The organism is Chitinophaga sp. 10T418 (assembly GCF_056394125.1).
Genome location: NZ_JBFTHG010000012.1, coordinates 217745 through 236132 on the forward strand (window position 1 = coordinate 217745; position 18388 = coordinate 236132).

Below are 18388 nucleotides of genomic sequence, written 5' to 3' on the forward strand. Positions count from 1 at the left end.
ATTTTAAAAAATGGCTTTGCAAGTTGGAATTGTAGGATTGCCGAATGTAGGAAAATCGACTTTGTTTAATGCGGTGAGCAACAGCGCTAAGGCGCAGGCCAGCAACTACCGCTTCTGTACTATAGAACCCAATGTGGGACAGGTGGATGTGCCTGACGAACGTATGTATAAACTGGAAGAGCTGGTAAAACCGGAACGCGTGGTGCCTACAACTATCGAGTTCGTGGACATCGCCGGCCTGGTAAAAGGCGCCAGCAAAGGAGAGGGACTGGGTAATAAGTTCCTCGCCAATATCCGTGAGGTAGACGCCATTGTACACGTGATCCGTTGCTTCGAAGATGAAAACATTCTTCGGGAAGAAGGGGAAATCAACCCGGTGAGTGACAAGGAAATCATTGATACCGAGCTGCAGCTGAAAGATCTGGACAGCGTGGAACGTAAAGTATCCCGCACAGAGAAAATGGCGAAGACCGGTGGCGATCCTAAAGCAAAAATAGAATTTGAAATACTGAAAAGATGCCAGGAACACCTGGAAAAAGGTCGTAATATCCGCGAACTCGCCCTCAGCAAAGAGGAACGCGTAGCGATTGCCGACCTGTTTCTCCTCACCGAAAAGCCCGTTTTATATGTGGCCAACGTAGATGAGGCTTCTCTTCACACAGGTAATAAATACTCACAGGCCCTGCAGGAAGCTGTGAAAGCAGAACATGCTACTGTGATCGTGATGAACAACACCATTGAAGCCCAGATCTCCGAAATGGACGAACCGGCTGATAAGGAACTGTTCCTCAGTGAATACGGTTTAACTGAGCCAGGTTTGAACCGTCTGATCCGTTCTGCCTACAACCTGCTGGAACTGATCACCTATTTCACTGCTGGTGTGCAGGAAGTACGTGCCTGGACCATTCACAAAGGCTGGAAAGCCCCACAGGCTGCCAGCGTAATCCATACAGATTTCGAAAAAGGATTTATCAAGGCAGAAGTAATTGCGTACGAAGACTACGTAAAATACGGTTCTGAATCGGCTGCCCGCGATAACGGACGCCTGCGCATAGAAGGAAAAGAATACATTGTTGCCGATGGAGATGTGATGCACTTCCGTTTCAACGTTTAAGATACTTCATGAAAATATCCGTGAAGGTTACAACACTCGACGGGTCGGATTTATTCCGGCCCGTCACTATTTAACCCCCTAACGTCCACGCATATATAATTTTTATCCACGCTTTCCAATTTGTCCTTCCAATTTGTAATTCTTTTATTAGCTTAGCCGACTATTATTAATGTTAGCTCATGCGAATTGTCAGGAACGTAAAACTCTTTTTCCGGGAAGGAAACTCGGATAAGACCTATGAAATTGACCTTTGTGAAGTTGGCCCGGAACAGTATCTTGTCAACTTTAGATACGGAAAACGGTTTGGAACCCTGAAGGATGGTACCAAAACGGTAAGCCCTGTAGCACTTACCGCCGCCACTACTATATTCGATGCCCTTGAAAAGGAAAAACGAAGCAAAGGCTATCTGGGAGAACAGGAAGCTGTTCAGGATTTATCATTTGTACCGGTAGACACAACCCTGGTAACAGATGTAAAACACCGCGCTGTTTTAAGACGCCTGCAGGACGCCATCGAAGGCACTTCCAGTTATAAAACCAACTGGAAAACTTCACGCGTCATCTGGAAAGCAGGAGAATGGAAAATAAAAGAAGCGGTACCCTACCTGATAAAACTGGTAGAGAAAGGAGATGCACTGCAACGCTATTCCGCACTGTGGGCATTGGCCAAATGTGCCGATCCTGCTGCTATCCCGGTACTTCGTTCCTATGCGGATAACGGCTCCTGGCCATTGAATATCCGGATGCTGGCCGCTAACGGTCTGCTCCTGGTGTTACCTCCGGAAGAACGTAGCGCACATGTACTTTCCTATTTACAACGCCTCCCTGAAATATTCCAGACGACCATCGGCTCCAATGATGTGGCCGCACTTTTCAACTTGTTACAGGAAAGAGTTCTCACACAACAGCAATTGAACTATCCGTTGCTGGAAGACCTGTACCTGGTAGCTTACGAAAACAGAACAGTGGCACAGGCCATGGTGGCATTGTTGCACCAGTTGCCATTAAGACCATCCTATTTTCAGCATATCCGCCACATTTTTAAACAGGCGGAACTGCGGGATGATCAGGGAATGGTGGCGCTGCTGGCCGCCAGATTTGAACGGGAAGCTTCCATGTTCGTAAATCCTGGTACCAGATTCGACTACGATGGAGAAACAGTGGTGCCTAAAGTATTTATACCGGAATTGGAAGAATCCTTCCAGGCGGATAAGGAACTGAAGCGTCCCACCAGTAAACTCGCGTACTCAGACAGAACACGCGCTTATCTGCATCGCCGTGTGCTGCGTGAGCTCCAGCAATTCGGGGCATCAGAAGATACCCGGTATGTTCGCCTCTCTACGGCGCTGCTGCTGCAATATGAAGAGGAAAGAGATGCCACAAAGGAATACCAGGTCCGCGATTACGGGTATGTAAACGGCCGGTATGTTACCATCTATAAACAGTTTCCGGCTAATTCCCGTGCGGTATACCTTAATTATATACTCCGCGGTAATGCCTCCAACATGCTATTGTTGCCCGGCAACAAAGAATGGATGTTCAAGGAAGAGGAGGCTGCAGAGAAGAATAAACCAGTATTGGGTGCCAATCCGGATGCTGCCAGAAATCAGGATAAGAATAACCTGCTGAAGAAGTTATTCGGCTGGCTGGGGGGAGCAGAAAAAAATATCACCGCGGCAGCAGTGCCACCGGAATATCAGGCGGAGAAAGCGCCGGCACCTCCTGTGAGCGATGTTCCTTACCTGCATTTATGGCAACAACTACCACAGGCTTTCATCCAGTTGCTGATTTCTGCACGGATGGAAGTGGTGCATATTTTTGCCATGGAGCAACTGAAATCACATCCCGACTATCGCAGCCTGAAAGATAAAATGGATGAAAAGGTGATTGCCGGATTATTGGCCAATCCCTTCAGCATTCCTTCTATGTTTGGTATGGAACTGGCAAAGGAAAGATATAACCCTGCCAAACCGGAACTGGGCTTATTTTATGTATTGATAAAAAGCCCGCTGGAGCTGGCACGTATACAGGGGCTGCAATGGATCAGCGAAAATCAGGCGATCTGTTTCGGAGATGCCGACTTCCTCATGCAGCTGATCTTTTCACCCTATAAAGAAGTACGCAACTTTGTACGCAAGCAACTTAACGAAAGTTATCTGCCACTTGACAAAGCCCGCATACTCAGCACTAAAGCCATCAAAGGTTTACTGGAGCTGAAAACAGCTACAGATGCCGGTAACGACAACCTGAATGACGCCTGCAGTATCATTGAACACTTCTGCCGCGAAGCACTAACGGAAACGGGTATACCGGTAATAGAAGACCTGCTGAAAAGCCCGGTAGCTGCCTGTCACGCTTTTGCCGCCAGGTTGCTGCTGCTCAAACAGGGACATTTCAATTACACCGAGATATCTGATGAGCTGTTACAAAACCTGCTGAATAATACTTTCCAACCCGTAAGAGCAGCTGGCGTGGATATACTGGGCGCCATGGGATCGAACGAATTGCTGGCAAGACCCGAACTGATACTCCATATTATATTAAATACGTACACGGATGTACGAAATGCGATTCGTCCGTTGATCAGCCAGTTGGTGCAGCAGGATAACCGCCTGGCCATATACCTGGTAAATGAGCTGGTACCACGCCTGATGCGTAAGGAAACTGCGGAAGGCATGCATGCTGATATTGCGGCCATCCTCAGTAATGAACTGGTCGATTATTTACAGGATGTAGATACAGCCACTGCTTTGCGCCTGCTATATTCCAATTACAGATCGGCCCAGGAGTTTGGACTGGTAGTGCTGAACAAGTATATCCCTGCACAGGCTTTGTCGCTGAAACAGGTGATTGCTACCGGCAACCACGAACTGCTGAGCGTAAGAGAATGGAGCTGGAATTTCTTTCATAAAAATGTAGAACGCATCCGTTATGAACGTGATGCCGCCATTGGATTACTGGATGCAAAATGGGAAGACACCCGGCAAAATGCCATGGAGTTTTTCCGCACACAGTTTGGAGAAAATGACTGGTCACCGGAAACACTGGTTGCCGTAGCAGACAGCGTAAGACCGGATATACAGGCTTTTGGCCGGGAATTGCTGATGCGTTTCTTCCGGGAAGCAGATGGCAGCACTTATCTCATGAAGCTGAGTCAACATCCCAGTGAGTCCATGCAGTTGTTTGCCACCAATTACCTGGAGCGTTATGCGGCAGGTAACCTGGATTACCTGCAACAGCTGGAACCCTATTTCCGGATAGTACTCAGCCGTGTAAATAAAGCCCGTGTTGCCAAAGAAAGGATCTTCGGATTCCTGGAAAAGGAAGCCGGGAAATCCGCGGAGGCGGCCATCTATATCGGACATATCATTGCTCACATTTCCGCTACAGTAGCCATTGGAGACAAAGCACGCTGTATTGATATCATGCGCAACATACAGCAGCAATATGCCGTTGAACTGCCTATTCAGATATTGCCAACAGCGATCAGAGTATCTTAAAAAGTAATCCATTTTATGTTATTTAACTACAGATATAGCGGCAACTCCCAGGTGTACAGCAATGCCACTTCTGCAGGCATTTCATTTGCACCGGATACCCGCCGTGACCCGACTTTCTTTGTGGGCAAGCTGCATAAAAAAATAGCTTTCCGTGAAGCCATATCTGCCCTGCATGATGTAGTGGTATCTGATCTGCGCTTTAAACCCAAAGATAAAACCGCCTACAAAGAATGGGCTGCTCAGCAGGAATCAATCTGGCTGGCAGAGTTCATGAACCAGTATGATGCAAAAGCAGCCGACCAGCGCATAGACGCGCTGAGAGGAGAACTGCAGGGTATTGCACAGGAAAAGGACAAGGTCATGGGGCCGTTTTACAAAGCACGTAAACAATATTTCGACTTTTTATATCAGAAAGACCGCGATGCCTGGTTTGTACTGGATCCCGTTATCAGTGTGCATCCGGATGAACTGTTCTTTGAATGTTTCAGTCAGGATGAATCAACTTACGGTAAACTGAGCGCCAGCTACAACGTATTCAAGGAAGTGAACGAGTTTGAATGCGGCACTACCAACATTGACTATTCTGCCGCTTTATATAATGAGTTCCAGAAGATCCGGGACTATAAGGAAACAGATTTCAAAATTGATCCGGGAGGCTTCCAGGTACAAACTTCCCAGGAAGAACTGTACCATGAAGTAAAGATAGATTTGCCGGATAGCTGGGTAAGAGGATTTTTGCAGGTAAGTTCAGCGATGACACTACCCGCGGCCAGCTTTGACCTGCATCCGATGGATGTATATAATTTCTGCTCCTGGCTGCGCAGATTTAAAGAGAAAAAAGGTCCCCGTTCCATTCGTTTTATACTGGAACCCGGCAAGCCGGTGCGTGCTGTATTTGAACCATGGAATCATGAAATCGTATGTGCGAGATCGTTATACACCGGTCCGCAGCGCAGAGAAATCAGGATATGGGGGAGAAGAAGAATGCTGATCCTGGAAAGACTGATTCCGATTGCCCGCAAATTCACGGTGCATCTTACCGGGAACGGATTACCATCTTTTTATGTAGCAGACCTGGGCGATATGCAGTTCACGCTGGGCCTGAGCGGATGGACAGCCAATGACTGGTCACGTGCCGGACAGTTTGACCTCATGGCGCCCAGAGCAGCCGTAGATGATGCCGCCAAACTAAAAGTGTTTGCTGACCTGAAGACAAGGTGGATGGCAAAACCGGAAACGATTGTTGCTGCTACTGGATTAGATAAAGCTACTGTATTGGGCGCGTTGGGAATTTACACCCAGGCAGGTAAAGTGATCTTTGATCTGCATACCGGCTTTTACCGTTTGCGGGAACTCAGCCGGGAACCATTGCCGCTGGATGAACTGCGCTTTTCCAATCCGCAGGAAGCAGATGCCAACAGGTTTATAAAAGAAGGAAAGGTAACGGTTACCGCAACAGACATTCCTGGCGTTGGGTTACAACTGAAAGGAAATGTACAGGCGCCACATCGTGTATACCATCCCGTTATAACTATTGATGCGGATGAAAGATTAAGTGAAGGACATTGTGATTGTAATTTTTATGCTTCGAATAAATTATACAAAGGGCCCTGCGAACACATGCTGGCACTGCGTATAGCGCATTCGGAAAGTAAAGCGGTAAAATAATTTTTAGGAAGATATTTTATTTTCCGAAATTATTTTCTACCTTGCTGACTCGTTAATAACAAAGATCTTTGTAAAGAGGAATTGATTGCACTTGCGCCCGAAAAGGGACGAATGATGTTTCGTCATTCAGGTATTTTGACTATACATGCTTCACTAAATGCAATCTTTACTTTGGGAGGGGCCTACCATACGCATATTTCCGGTAGAAGCCCCAGGGGCTGAAATATGCGTATGGTAGGCCCCTCCCTGGAGTTGATTGATTTAGTCAATGGTTCGCACGAAGGCGATTTCCTCTTTACAGAATTTTGTTTCTTTCCCACGCAGCAAGGCTGTACCGCCGATCAGATTTCACCCGCATCATCTCAGCATTTTATTGTTTTTTTTTAAGCTATTGGGCTATTATATGTCATCAGCATTGCGCTGAGTCGTCATAAAATAACCGAATAAGAAAATGAATAAATACCAAAATATTTATCATGTCTTTAACCCGTCAACAGCTGTACGATCAAATACGTGCATCCTCTAAAGAGGAATATATACTGGAAGAAATGACGCGCCTGGGATTCTGGCCCAGAAGTGTTGGACAACCTGCTCCGGCAGTAACGCTCATCCGCAAGGAAGGAGAATTACACCGGCAGCTGAATGAACTCCTGGCCGAAAAGCAAAGGTACCGCAGCAGAAGATTGTTGCTGGAAGACATGCGTAAAGAACGCATGGCCAAGGCGAAATTAAAAAGGGTAGAAACCAAAAAACGCCGGGAAGAAGCAAGGGTAAAACGCGCGGCAGAATGGGCGACAGAAAAAAATCTGCACATCGTTTATCTCGGGGAAGAAGTGTCCGCAGGATTAAATAAAGTAATTCCTGATACCACACAACTGGAGAAATTCGGTTTGCCGGTATGGTCCGATGCAGTGGCATTAGCCAATGCCATGGGCATTACCATAGGTAAACTGCGTTACCTGTCTTTCAATCGTAAAGTAGGTCACCATACCCATTATCAGCGTTTCCAGATCCCTAAAAAATCAGGTGGTACCCGCGTGATTTCTGCCCCCATGCCACAGCTCAAAGCAGCTCAACACTGGATCCTGGAGAATATTCTCTATAAAATAAAAACCAACGAATCTGCCCATGGCTTTGTGCCTGGCAAGTCTATCGTTACCAATGCCGCCCCGCACGTAGGACAGGATATCGTTATCAATGTGGATCTGAAAGATTTCTTTCCTTCGATCGAATATAAAAGAGTGAAAGGCTTATTCTGCAAGCTGGGCTATGCAGAACAGGTAGCTACCATCCTGGGACTGATATGTACAGAACCGGAAGTAGATGAAGTGCTGTTGGACGGTCGTAAATATTATGTGGCTAAAACTGCAAGGCATCTTCCACAAGGTGCACCTACCAGCCCGGCCATCACTAACCTGATCTGTTATAAGCTGGACCGGCGTTTTGCAGGACTGGCCGCAAAATACGGTTACGCCTATACGCGATATGCAGATGACATGACTTTCTCCGCCAAAGGAGCTGCCGCAGATAAAGCCGGACAATTATTACGCGCCGTGAAAATGTTTGTAAAGGAAGAAGGATTTACCCTTCATCCCGACAAGCTAAAAGTAATGCGCCGCGGAGATAAACGGGAAGTAACAGGCATCGTAGTAAATGAAAAGCTAAGCCTGGACCGTACTACCTTACGCAAGTTCCGCGCACTGTTGCACCAGATAGGACACACCGGCTTATCCGGTAAAAGCTGGGGGAAAGGAAAAAATATTATCAGTAGCATGGAAGGCTACGCCAACTTTGTTTACATGGTGAAGCCAGACCTGGGAGTAAAGCTGAAAGCCACGTTGGCAGCCTTGTTGCAAAGGGAAGATATTAAAGCAGAAGCCCGTAGCATCTGGACTGGTGAGCAGTTGCCGCCAAAAGAAAATGGTACATCTGCAGTAACCCCTGCTCCGGTAAATACTGATACGATAACGCCGGCATCCACCACTCCGCATAGTATAGACGGAACTGCTGCCCAAACACCTCAGGCAGCCCCCGGAAATCCGGCAGAAGATAAGCCTGCCGCTTCGGACAAACCCTGGTGGGACGTTCTGTAAAGCACGTATCTGAAATAGAAAAAGGCCTTGCGTATTTGTCTTCCTGAAAATTATTTAACAGGAAGACAGCCACGCAAGGCCTTTAATATTTTACAGGCGATGTGCCGATGACAGCACCTGATAGTGTATTATCTGTTACAACGGATGGCGCATGATCATGTAGGAATAACAGAGGCCCGTTGTATAGTTACAGGTGATGTCGCGATGGACACCACCTGTTGAATAATTACAGGTTATACCCCAGTGAAATATAGTACTGTGAACCAATGGTTGGGTTACCCCATGATTGAATATATTTCTTATTCAATAAATTCACTGCACCCAGTTTCACGGTTGTTTTTGCCTTAGGGAAAAATTTGCTGATCATCGCGTCAAGTGTACCAAATGCAGGTATCTCGCTCAGTGCAGCCACGTTTACTGCGGGACCCACAAAAGAAGACTGCCATATGAACGACTGCTGCCATTTCCATAAAACGTTGAAAGCAAAATTTGAATTAGCAATATTACGATTGCCGAAATTCAGACTGTAGCGCACTTTAGGAGTATTGTACATAGCCAGGAAAGAACCGAGGTCTTTGGCGTTAGTCAGTTCATTATAAGATACGTTACCTCCGAAGGTGAAATTGAGCGGCAGACTGTAATCCAGTCCAAGCGCCCATCCCCATGAATGCACTGTTTCCTGTGCGCTTACCGGAACGGAGAATACGTTCCTGGTAGTAGCACTGGTAGGTTGAATGAGTACCTGGACGCCATTCATGTTTTTGAAATCATTTTTATAGATATAAGCATCGATCAGCAGTTTTTTTGCCACCAGTGCCTTGTATCCGATTTCATATGCCTGTATTTTTTCCGGTAAAAACTCATTAAAAGTGTATTGTTTAGGAGCACCAGCCTGCACAGATTGTAAGGAATACACCGGACCTTTATCCAGACCATAACGTTCCCGCAGGAAAGGCAAGCCACCGATCAGATGTGCCTGTGGCGTTACCAGGTCTATATATTGATCCTGGTTATGCGGAATGCGGAAACCTGTCTGATAGGAAACACGGATGTTTTGTGTTTCGAGGAAAGTATACACTGCTGATAGACGTGGACTGAACTGACCTTTAAAGTTCATATTCTTATCGTAACGTACAGAACCCGTTAGTTTGAGGTGGTCGTTGATCAGTTTTTTCATGATCTGTACATATCCACCATATTCGTTGATACGGAACTCTTTGCCGTTATCATCCAGCGCAAATAACGTCTCTTCAGAATTCAGTGCGTAGCGGCGATAGTTACCACCAACCAGGATTTCGGCAAAGTGTACAAGGTTGTGGAAGTTGTACATAAACTCCGCCTGATAAAGATTGGTTTTATCAGTGAATTTAGCACCTACACCACTGGCATCTCCTGGGATAGCCTTGTTCTTTACTTTATCTGCTGCGGCATCAAATTCTGGTGTGCCCGGAAGTAAACGGCCTTTGTCTGCAATGCCTCTGGCGGCAGTGTTGTAGGCGTCCCGTTTACCATTTACAGCAGCCTGGGCTGCTGCCAGTGCAGCTGTTGGGGTAGCGCCACCTTGTAAAGCGGCACCATAGGCTTGCGCAAAGTTGGTGATGGAGTTGGTCGCGTATGTGCCGAAATATTCGCCATACCACTGCTGGCTGCTCTTCCAGGCTTCATTAATACCAGAAGCCAATGTACCGCCAGCATAGCTGTCACCGKACCTTTCCTGGGTAGTGTATAATCTTACATAGAAGTCCGGGCTTCTCAGTTCCACTTTGTACTGGCCCATATTGAAATTCTTCAGGGAGTAGCGATCGGCTCCGGTGTACACGGTAGTACCGGCACCATAACTGCCCTGTATGAGGGCTTCCAGGTTTTCTGTGATCTTATAGTGAAGGGCACCATTCAGTTTCAGGTTTTTGGTAGTATAGTCAACCACGTCGGCTTCATTGTAGCCGGTACGGGTAATACTACTGCTACCTGCACCTGGAATGGCAGCGTTCAGGATTTGTTGAGGTGTTACTGTGCCACCAAACATGCCTGAAACCTGTGCCAGCTGCGTGGCGAGAGCGGAACCGGGAGTTGCAGCCTGCGCTGCCAGGGTGTTATACATATTCACGGTATTTTCATCTCCATAAATATTCACCCCATTGTATCCTTCGTTATTAGCGCGGGTACCGTCCTGCAGTGTATGTCCGTTGGTAAGACTCTGATCACGGTGATCGTAAGCCTGCCAGTCTTTCGCCTGCAGGTAGCCGATATTTAATTTAAACGCCACTTTGTTATTAAAAGCGTGTGCATAGCGTACAGATACGTCATAAAAACCGGTAGTGGCATCGGTTCTGCCGTTATCATTCAGGAAGCCGGTCTTTACCTGTGCACTTACGCCCTGGTACTGAAAGGGATTTTTACTGGTCATCAGCACTATACCATTGAGTGCATTGGGGCCATAGAGGGCAGATGCAGCGCCCGGAATGAGCTCTACGTTGTCCAGGTCCAGTTCGGGAATACCCACCATATTACCTACGGCGAAGTTAAGACCAGGGGCCTGGTTGTCCATACCATCATTCAGCTGTAGTACACGGGTATTACCATTGCTGTTAAACCCGCGGGTGTTCACAGATTTGAATGTTAAACTCTGTGTGCTCATTTCTACGCCTTTCAGGTTGCCGATCGCATCATAAAAGGACGGAGCAGGAGAGGCTTTCAGAGCACGTGCATCCAGTTTTTCAATGGATACCGGTGATTGCAGAATACTTTCCTGCACACGGCTGGCAGCTACCACTACTTCCTGGCCGAGGGTTTCAGTGGTGCTGAGTTCTATTTCCACTTTCTCTGCGGCAGAACTGATTTCTTTTTCTTCCGTTTTATAACCCACATAGGAAAATACGAGGGTCAGCGGAAAGGAATGGGTAGTTTTAAGGGTAAAGGTTCCTCCGCTGCCGGTAATAGTGCCGGACGTAGCACCTTTAATACTTACCGTAGCACCGGGTAGCGCGTTGCCACCTTTTTGATGTACCACCCCATTAATAGTCGTAGGTGTTTGCGCTGAAATTACCTGGGTAAGGGATAATAAAAGCAACAGGGAGCCCCATAAGGCTTTGATAAAAATGCTTTTCATACTCAGTGGAGTTTTAATGGGTTTAGATTTGGTCAATTTAAATATACCGAAAAAAAATTGGTTTTAATGGATTGGTAAGAAGGGATTAAAATAAAAATGCAGCGGAATTTTCCGCTGCATTTTTATTAAACGTATATCGCTGAAATACAATTACTGTTTACTTCATCCATTCCTGCAGGATGCCGCCGATTTTTTCAAATTCTATGAGGAAACCATCATGCCCGTACGAAGAATCAATTTCATGATAAGTTGCATTTGGCAGGTAGGCAGCCATAAACTGCTGTTCCTCCGGTGGACATAAAATATCACTGCTGATGCCTATCAGGAGCGTTGGCTGTTGAATATGGGAAAGGGTAGCGGTAATATTTTCATGGCGGCCACGCGCTATATTATGGCTGTCCATGGCTTTGGTGAGCAGCCAGTAAGTTTGTGCATTAAACCGTTTTACCAGTTTATCGCCCTGGTAGTTGATATAGGAAGAAGCCCGGAAATGATCTGTCTTTTCCTTGTCCTCATCAGATTGTGCCCTTACAAAGGTCTGGTAGTTACGATAGGTAAGCATTCCAATGGCCCTTGCCGCTTTAAGACCTTTAGCCCCGGCACTGTGACAATCGTTTTGCCAGGTATCATCGGCTTCAATGGCCAGCCGTTGCGCGGTATGAATGGCAATACCCCAGGCACTTTCGGCAGCTCCGGTGCACAACAGGAACAGGCGGTCAGTAACTTCCGGTTCTATGAGTGCCCATTCCAGGGCCTGATATCCGCCCATGGAGCCACCAATCAGCAAATGGATACGTGGAATCTGCAGGTGTTGTCTTAATAATACATGCGCCTGTACCATATCCCGGATGGTGATGGCGGGAAAGCTCTTATACCAGGGCTTTCCGGTTTCAGGATTGATGGTATGCGGGCCGCTGCTGCCATAACAGGAGCCTATAATATTTGCACACACGATAAAGTGCCTCGCTGGATCTATCGCTTTGTCTGGTCCTATTAAACCTGTCCACCAGTCAGCTACATCGCTGTTTGCCGTTAAGGCATGACATACCCATACCACATTACTGCCATCCTCATTCATGGTACCATAGGTATGGTACGCGACGTGTAATCCTGGTAATACCTGACCGGACTCTAACCGGAATGCTGCTTTACTGTGAAATACCTTTGCCGACAATGCTTCTTTGAATTTGCGCAAAACTACAATATTGGAATTAAAAAATTAAGAATAAGCAACAAGGGATTTACAGGTAACACCCTGCGTATGTCCATAATTTGTAATTCGTAATGGTAATTGATTTATTTATCTTTGTTGAAGAAACACAATAATCATGAAGATAGCATTACAAAGAGTAGACGACGGATTTAATATGGAGGCGGTAGATGAAGGCGGCCATAAAGTACTGATGGACTCATCTCTGGAGAATGGCGGTAAGAATAACGGGGTAAGACCTATGCAGATGGTCATCATGGGCCTGGGCGGTTGTTCAGCCATTGATGTGATGATGATCCTGAAGAAACAACGCCAGGAAGTAATTGATTTCCGCATAGAAATTGAAGCGGAAAGAGAACAAGGTAAAGAACCTTCTCTCTGGGAATCAGCCCATCTTATTTTCCACCTCAAAGGTAATATCGATGCCGATAAAGCTGCTCGGGCAGTAGAATTGTCTATGAACAAATACTGTTCTGTGGCGGAAACCCTGCGTCAGGGTAAAACAAAGCTGACCTGGGAAGTGAAACTGAACGCATAAACTGCTGTAATTACCATATCCATGAGCAAAGACAGAAATCAATACCAACCGGATACCAATGCTGTAAGAATTCAAATACCCAGAACTGATCAGATGGAACACGCTTCACCGATGTTCCTGACTTCCAGTTTTTGCTTTGATAATGCAGAAGAAATGCGCGCTACCTTCGCGGATGAAACCGACTTTAATATCTACAGTCGTTTCAGTAACCCCAACGTAGACGAGTTTGTACAGAAGATGTGCGCCCTTGAAGGAGGAGAAGCTGGTTATGCTACCGCCTCCGGGATGAGCGCTATTTTCGCCAGCTTCATGGCCCTGCTCAAAGCAGGCGACCACCTGCTGTCTGCCCGCTCCATCTTTGGATCTACCCATACCGTTATCACGAAGTTCCTGCCTAAATGGGGAATTGAAACTTCCTATTTCGACATGACTGATCCTGCCGGCATTGAAGCGATGATCAAACCCAATACCCGGATGATCTTCGTGGAAACACCCTCCAATCCCGGACTGGAAATCATTGACCTGGAGCTCCTGGCGGGCATTGCCAATAAGCATAATATCATTCTGAACGTAGATAACTGCTTTGCTACGCCGGTATTACAACGGCCTATTGCTGCCGGTGCTCACCTGGTTACGCATTCTGCTACCAAGTGGATAGACGGACAGGGACGTGTACTCGGAGGCGTGGTAGTAGGTAAAAAAGAACTGATTAAAGAGATCCATACTTTCTGCAGAAGTACAGGTCCGGCTATGTCCCCATTTAATGCATGGGTACTGAGCAAAAGCCTGGAAACACTGTATGTAAGAATGGAACGTCATACGGAAAGTGCGCTCAAACTGGCGCAGGCACTGGAAAGTAACCCACACCTGTTGTCCGTAAAGTATCCTTTCCTGCCCAGCCATCCCCAATACGCTATTGCTAAAAAGCAAATGAGCGGGGGCGGTGGTATCGTTTGCTTCGAATTGAAAGGAGGCCTGCAACAGGGCGTGAAATTCCTGGATTCCCTGCAACTGCTGTCACTCACCGCTAACCTGGGAGACAGCCGCAGCATTGCCTCTCATCCGGCCAGCACCACCCATGCAAAACTCAGCGAGGAAGAAAGAGCTATCGCAGGGATTACACCAGGGCTGATACGGATTTCTGTAGGGCTGGAAAATATTAAAGATATTCTGGAAGATATAGAACAGGCGCTGGAGAAAAGTAAATAAAATCATTGCACAGCTGACTAAAAGTAAAAAGCACTCTATCCTGAAGCGTTTACTTTAGTCAGCTGTTGTTGTAAGACAGGCACTGTAGCAAGTCAATCTGGTAAGGAGTTTAGTTAACTTTTGTTGTAAGTAAGTCTGGCATAGTAGCGAATCAACCTTTTTCTGTAAATCAACTTCTTTTAGTAATCTACCCCTATGAGAAAAGCATTACTATTGTTGGCACTGGTTTGTTCCCATCCATTTTTTACAAAGGCACAAAATAATCCTCCTGCCTATGATCATAAAATCATTGCAGTGTTGCCCGTCAGAGTACTATTTGTTGAGTATAGAAATTTATCGGACAGCAGTATTCAGGCATTCCGGGCAGTGGAGGTAAAGTATGGTATTCAATTGCAGGAGGCTTTGTATGAAACTGTTGTCAGCGATACCAACCGGCTGCTGGTGGATGTGCAGCCCTGGCAAACAACAGATTCAATTTTGAAACGGGCAGGAGTAGATCTTCTCAAGATTCCCTGGCTGGATATATCTGCTATTGCAAAAATTCTAAAGGTGGATGCATGTGTGGTGACTACCGTGAAAAGTGACCGGCCTATACAAACCACGATTTTGGCAGGTAACACGCTGCCGGTGTTGCTCGCAACGGGTATAGCAAGTACGGCTACTTCKGCACTAATGAACAGGATTAACAGAGATAGCAAAATATTCCGTTTCAGCCTCAGGGACGGGAAGTCCGGTAATGAACTCTGGGCCTTCTCACAAACATCAACGGCAAATGAACTGGTACTGGAGAAAGATAAAATGGTGCTTTCATCTTCCATCTTTAAAAAGTTCAGGAAACGATTCCCTTATTGCGATTAGCCCCCACATTTTTTGAACTTTTCTACTTATATTAGAATAATGAAATCCTTTGCACATTTTCTCTTCATCCTCATCGTGGCTTATGTAGCCGGTATGGTATTGCCCTGGTGGAGTGTAGCCCTCGTGGCTTTTCTTGTCACCATACTGATGCCCTTATCTCCCGCCAAATCTTTTTTCAGTGCCTTCCTCAGCATATTTGTGTTGTGGATGATCCTGGCATTTTATACGGACGTAAGGAACGATCATATCCTCGCAAACCGGATGAGTGAAATGATTCTGAAGGTACGCAGTGCACCCCTCATGGGAGTGGTAAGCGCCTTCCTGGGAGCACTGGTAGCTGGCTTTGGTGCAACTACAGCTGCGTTCATAAGAGCTACCCAAAAACCTGCAAATAAACCAGCCTGATTCCTTATCATGGCTGTTAAAATTCTGATAAAACAGTTTGCCAGATAGGCTGGTAAGCCGTTCGCAGTTACATTTGGGACTATGATGAAATACCTGTCTGCCCTGTTTTGTATTTTTATTTCCAGCTATTGTCAGGCGAATGTGATCAAAGGCCGTGTAATGGACGGAAAAGATCAGCCACTTCCTTTTGCCACTGTATTTATTAAAGGAACCACCATCGGTACCACCACGAATGCTGCCGGACAGTATCAGCTGGATCTGCCGCCAGGACAGTACACCGTAGTTTGTCAATACATCGGATATAAGCGAACAGAACTCCCTATTAACGTTAACGCACCTACGCAAACGCTTGACTTCCGATTGCAGCCGCTTAATATGCAGATCAAAGAAGTAGTAGTGAAAGCGAATGGAGAAGACCCTGCCTACGCCATTATACGGCAAGCCATTAAAAAACGACATATCTATCAGCAACAGGTAAAGGAATATACCTGTATGTCCTACATCAAAGGTACTATCGGTATGAAAAATGTGCCGGGAAAGTTTTTTGGCCAGAAAGTAGATAAAGGAGAGATGGGCGTAGACAGTACCGGCAAAGGCATGGTATTTCTCTCCGAATCAGTCACTAAAATATCCGCCCGGCAACCTGATAAAATAAAACTGGAAGTCATCTCTTCCCGCCAGAGTGGGGGTGGCATAGGTATGAGCTTTCCTGCCATTATTAGTTTCTATGATAATAACGTAGCTGCTGTCATCACCCAGATGGGACCCCGCGGATACATTTCTCCTATTGCTGAAAATGCACTCGCTTATTATAAGTACCAGCTGGAAGGAGAATTTATAGAAGATGGTAAAACAATTAACAAAATAAAAGTAATACCACGGCGCAAACAGGAGCCTTTGTTTTCAGGATATATCTTTATCACGGATGGAGACTGGCGCATTCATAGCACCGACTTACTCCTTACCAGCGAATATCAGCTGGAGCTGATGGATACACTGGTAATACGCCAAACACATGTACCGGTAACAGCAGAGGTGTGGCGGGTAAAGGACCAGGTGTTGCGCATTTCTTTCAATAAGTTCGGATTTAGTATGGGCGGCAGTTTTGTAAATGTATATTCAGATTATAATGTACATCCCAATTTTCCGCCTAAATTTTTCGATAATGTATTCCTGAAGTATGATACTGCTTTTGATAAACAAAAACATGCCTATTGGGATAGTATCCGCCCTGTACCACTGGAACCGGATGAGGTAAAAGATTACCACGTAAAGGACAGCACCGCCCAGGCCGCCAGGGATTCCTCTTTTTCCCGTTATCACCTGGATTCCCTGCAACAGCAACAAAAGCGTATCACCCCCATGAATGTATTGTGGAATGGGGTAAAGCATAAATATTATTTCCGCCGCGACAGCGCCATTCAGTTTCATGCACTCAACGTAAAAGGATTGGCGAAATCGCTGAAATATAATACCGTAGAAGGTCTTGCACTCGCGGTGGAACCAGAACTGACCATTAATACCGGGGAAGAAACCAGTTTACGCATCGCTCCTTATATCAGGTATGGTTTAAGCAATACTCACCTGAATGCCTATACGGAAATTAACTTCGTAAACGACAGCCGGATCCGTAAACGCTACGGACAAAATGCCTGGACGCTGGCAGGAGGGAAGCGCATTTCCCAGTTTAATAAGGATAATCCGATTGATAATATCGCCAATGAGTTTTATACCCTGTTCCTGAAAGAGAACTATATGAAACTCTACGAAAACTGGTTCGCCAACCTGAAATACAGTCGTACGTTTCAGACGAATAACCGGCTTTCAATTGGCGTGAATTACGAAAGCAGGATGCCGGTGGAGAATACTACGGACTTTGTGTTCTTCAAAAACGACAAGAAAGCATTTACACCCAATCATCCCTATGAGCTGGCAAATGTACCTTTTGAAAAGCACCAGGCTTTAGTGGTAGATATGAGCTTTACGTTTCAGCCGGGGCAACAATTTGTAGAATTACCTGATCGTAAAATTCCTTTTGGCTCTAAGTATCCGACCTTTAGAATAGATTATAGTAAAGGGATTCCGGACATTGCCAACAGCATAGTCGATTTTGATAAGTGGAGCTTTTCTGTGCAGGACAATATGAACTTTAAACTCCTCGGTGAATTCCGCTATCATATTGGCGTGGGCGGTTTCCTGAACGACCGGAATGTGCAGATACCCGATTACCAGCATTTCAATGGCAACCAGACTTTCTACAATACCAAGTACCTGAATAGCTTTCAGTTGGCGCCGTACTATCAATATAGTACCACTGCCGCTTTCTACACAACCGCCAATGTAGAGCATCATTTCAATGGATTACTCACCAATAAAATTCCGTTGTTTAACAAGCTGAAATGGAACCTGGTAGCGGGCGCCAATGCTTTTTATGTAAATGGAGATAATAACTATGTGGAAGTATTCGGTGGTATCGAAAATATTATGAAGATGATCAGGGTAGATGTGGTGGCGGGTTATCAGAGTAAAGAAGATACCCGTATTGGTGTTCGCGTAGGATTTGGAGGGATTCTGGGTAACGTCATCAAGTTTAAAGTTGACTGACAATGATGCCGGGGATTTCGTTACCACCTGTAATAGCTTGCCAGGTAACAAAATCCCCGTATCTCAACACACACTGACCA

The 18388-nt window shown here is 46.1% G+C and carries 11 protein-coding genes; 9 read left to right on the plus strand and 2 right to left on the minus strand.

Annotation, left to right across the window (positions count from 1 at the left end; genetic code table 11):
* Positions 1-10 precede the first annotated feature (10 nt).
* From ychF to AC1DCV_RS28930, 4 genes are all read left to right on the plus strand, one after another.
* Positions 11-1114: a redox-regulated ATPase YchF gene (ychF, locus tag AC1DCV_RS28915; RefSeq protein WP_441577045.1), complete on the plus strand. Its 1104-nt coding sequence runs from the start codon at positions 11-13 to the stop codon at positions 1112-1114.
* A 179-nt stretch (positions 1115-1293) separates the two neighbouring features.
* On the plus strand, positions 1294-4614 hold the full coding sequence (locus tag AC1DCV_RS28920) for a HEAT repeat domain-containing protein (protein ID WP_477026442.1): 3321 nt from the start codon (positions 1294-1296) through the stop codon (positions 4612-4614).
* A gap of 15 nt (positions 4615-4629) precedes the next feature.
* Entirely contained in the window at positions 4630-6282 is a 1653-nt protein-coding gene (locus AC1DCV_RS28925) for an SWIM zinc finger family protein (protein WP_477026443.1), read from the plus strand.
* Between the two features lie 476 nt (positions 6283-6758).
* Positions 6759-8375: a reverse transcriptase family protein gene (locus AC1DCV_RS28930; RefSeq protein ID WP_477026444.1), complete on the plus strand. Its 1617-nt coding sequence runs from the start codon at positions 6759-6761 to the stop codon at positions 8373-8375.
* Positions 8376-8601: 226 nt separating this feature from the next.
* Here AC1DCV_RS28930 and AC1DCV_RS28935 read toward each other — a convergent pair whose 3' ends face one another.
* Together AC1DCV_RS28935 and metX are read right to left on the minus strand one after the other, a co-directional pair.
* On the minus strand, positions 8602-11484 hold the full coding sequence (locus tag AC1DCV_RS28935; protein WP_477026445.1) for a TonB-dependent receptor: 2883 nt from the start codon (positions 11482-11484) through the stop codon (positions 8602-8604).
* Positions 11485-11641: 157 nt separating this feature from the next.
* Positions 11642-12679 carry a homoserine O-acetyltransferase MetX gene (gene metX, locus AC1DCV_RS28940; protein WP_477026446.1) on the minus strand — a complete coding sequence of 346 codons (1038 nt, stop codon included), beginning with the start codon at positions 12677-12679 and terminating at the stop codon, positions 11642-11644.
* A gap of 133 nt (positions 12680-12812) precedes the next feature.
* Between metX and AC1DCV_RS28945 the strand changes: the two genes are divergently transcribed.
* From AC1DCV_RS28945 to AC1DCV_RS28965, 5 genes are all read left to right on the plus strand, one after another.
* Complete coding sequence (locus AC1DCV_RS28945) at positions 12813-13232, plus strand: OsmC family protein (protein ID WP_441577051.1); 420 nt, start codon at positions 12813-12815, stop codon at positions 13230-13232.
* A 21-nt stretch (positions 13233-13253) separates the two neighbouring features.
* Positions 13254-14441, plus strand: coding sequence for an O-succinylhomoserine sulfhydrylase (locus AC1DCV_RS28950; RefSeq protein ID WP_441577052.1), 1188 nt, complete (start codon positions 13254-13256; stop codon positions 14439-14441).
* 195 nt (positions 14442-14636) lie between these two features.
* Entirely contained in the window at positions 14637-15299 is a 663-nt protein-coding gene (locus AC1DCV_RS28955; protein ID WP_477026447.1) for a hypothetical protein, read from the plus strand.
* A gap of 39 nt (positions 15300-15338) precedes the next feature.
* On the plus strand, positions 15339-15704 hold the full coding sequence (locus AC1DCV_RS28960) for a hypothetical protein (protein ID WP_477026448.1): 366 nt from the start codon (positions 15339-15341) through the stop codon (positions 15702-15704).
* 81 nt (positions 15705-15785) lie between these two features.
* Positions 15786-18308: a DUF5686 and carboxypeptidase regulatory-like domain-containing protein gene (locus AC1DCV_RS28965; protein ID WP_477026449.1), complete on the plus strand. Its 2523-nt coding sequence runs from the start codon at positions 15786-15788 to the stop codon at positions 18306-18308.
* The last annotated feature ends 80 nt before the right edge of the window (positions 18309-18388 follow it).

Bases quoted from the DNA above. Each gene is read 5' to 3' on its own strand.
- ychF (WP_441577045.1), top strand. From the start codon at position 11: ATGGCTTTGCAAGTTGGAATTGTAGGATTGCCGAATGTAGGAAAATCG.
- AC1DCV_RS28920 (WP_477026442.1), top strand. From the start codon at position 1,294: ATGCGAATTGTCAGGAACGTAAAACTCTTTTTCCGGGAAGGAAACTCG.
- AC1DCV_RS28925 (WP_477026443.1), top strand. From the start codon at position 4,630: ATGTTATTTAACTACAGATATAGCGGCAACTCCCAGGTGTACAGCAAT.
- AC1DCV_RS28930 (WP_477026444.1), top strand. From the start codon at position 6,759: ATGTCTTTAACCCGTCAACAGCTGTACGATCAAATACGTGCATCCTCT.
- AC1DCV_RS28945 (WP_441577051.1), top strand. From the start codon at position 12,813: ATGAAGATAGCATTACAAAGAGTAGACGACGGATTTAATATGGAGGCG.
- AC1DCV_RS28950 (WP_441577052.1), top strand. From the start codon at position 13,254: ATGAGCAAAGACAGAAATCAATACCAACCGGATACCAATGCTGTAAGA.
- AC1DCV_RS28960 (WP_477026448.1), top strand. From the start codon at position 15,339: ATGAAATCCTTTGCACATTTTCTCTTCATCCTCATCGTGGCTTATGTA.
- AC1DCV_RS28965 (WP_477026449.1), top strand. From the start codon at position 15,786: ATGATGAAATACCTGTCTGCCCTGTTTTGTATTTTTATTTCCAGCTAT.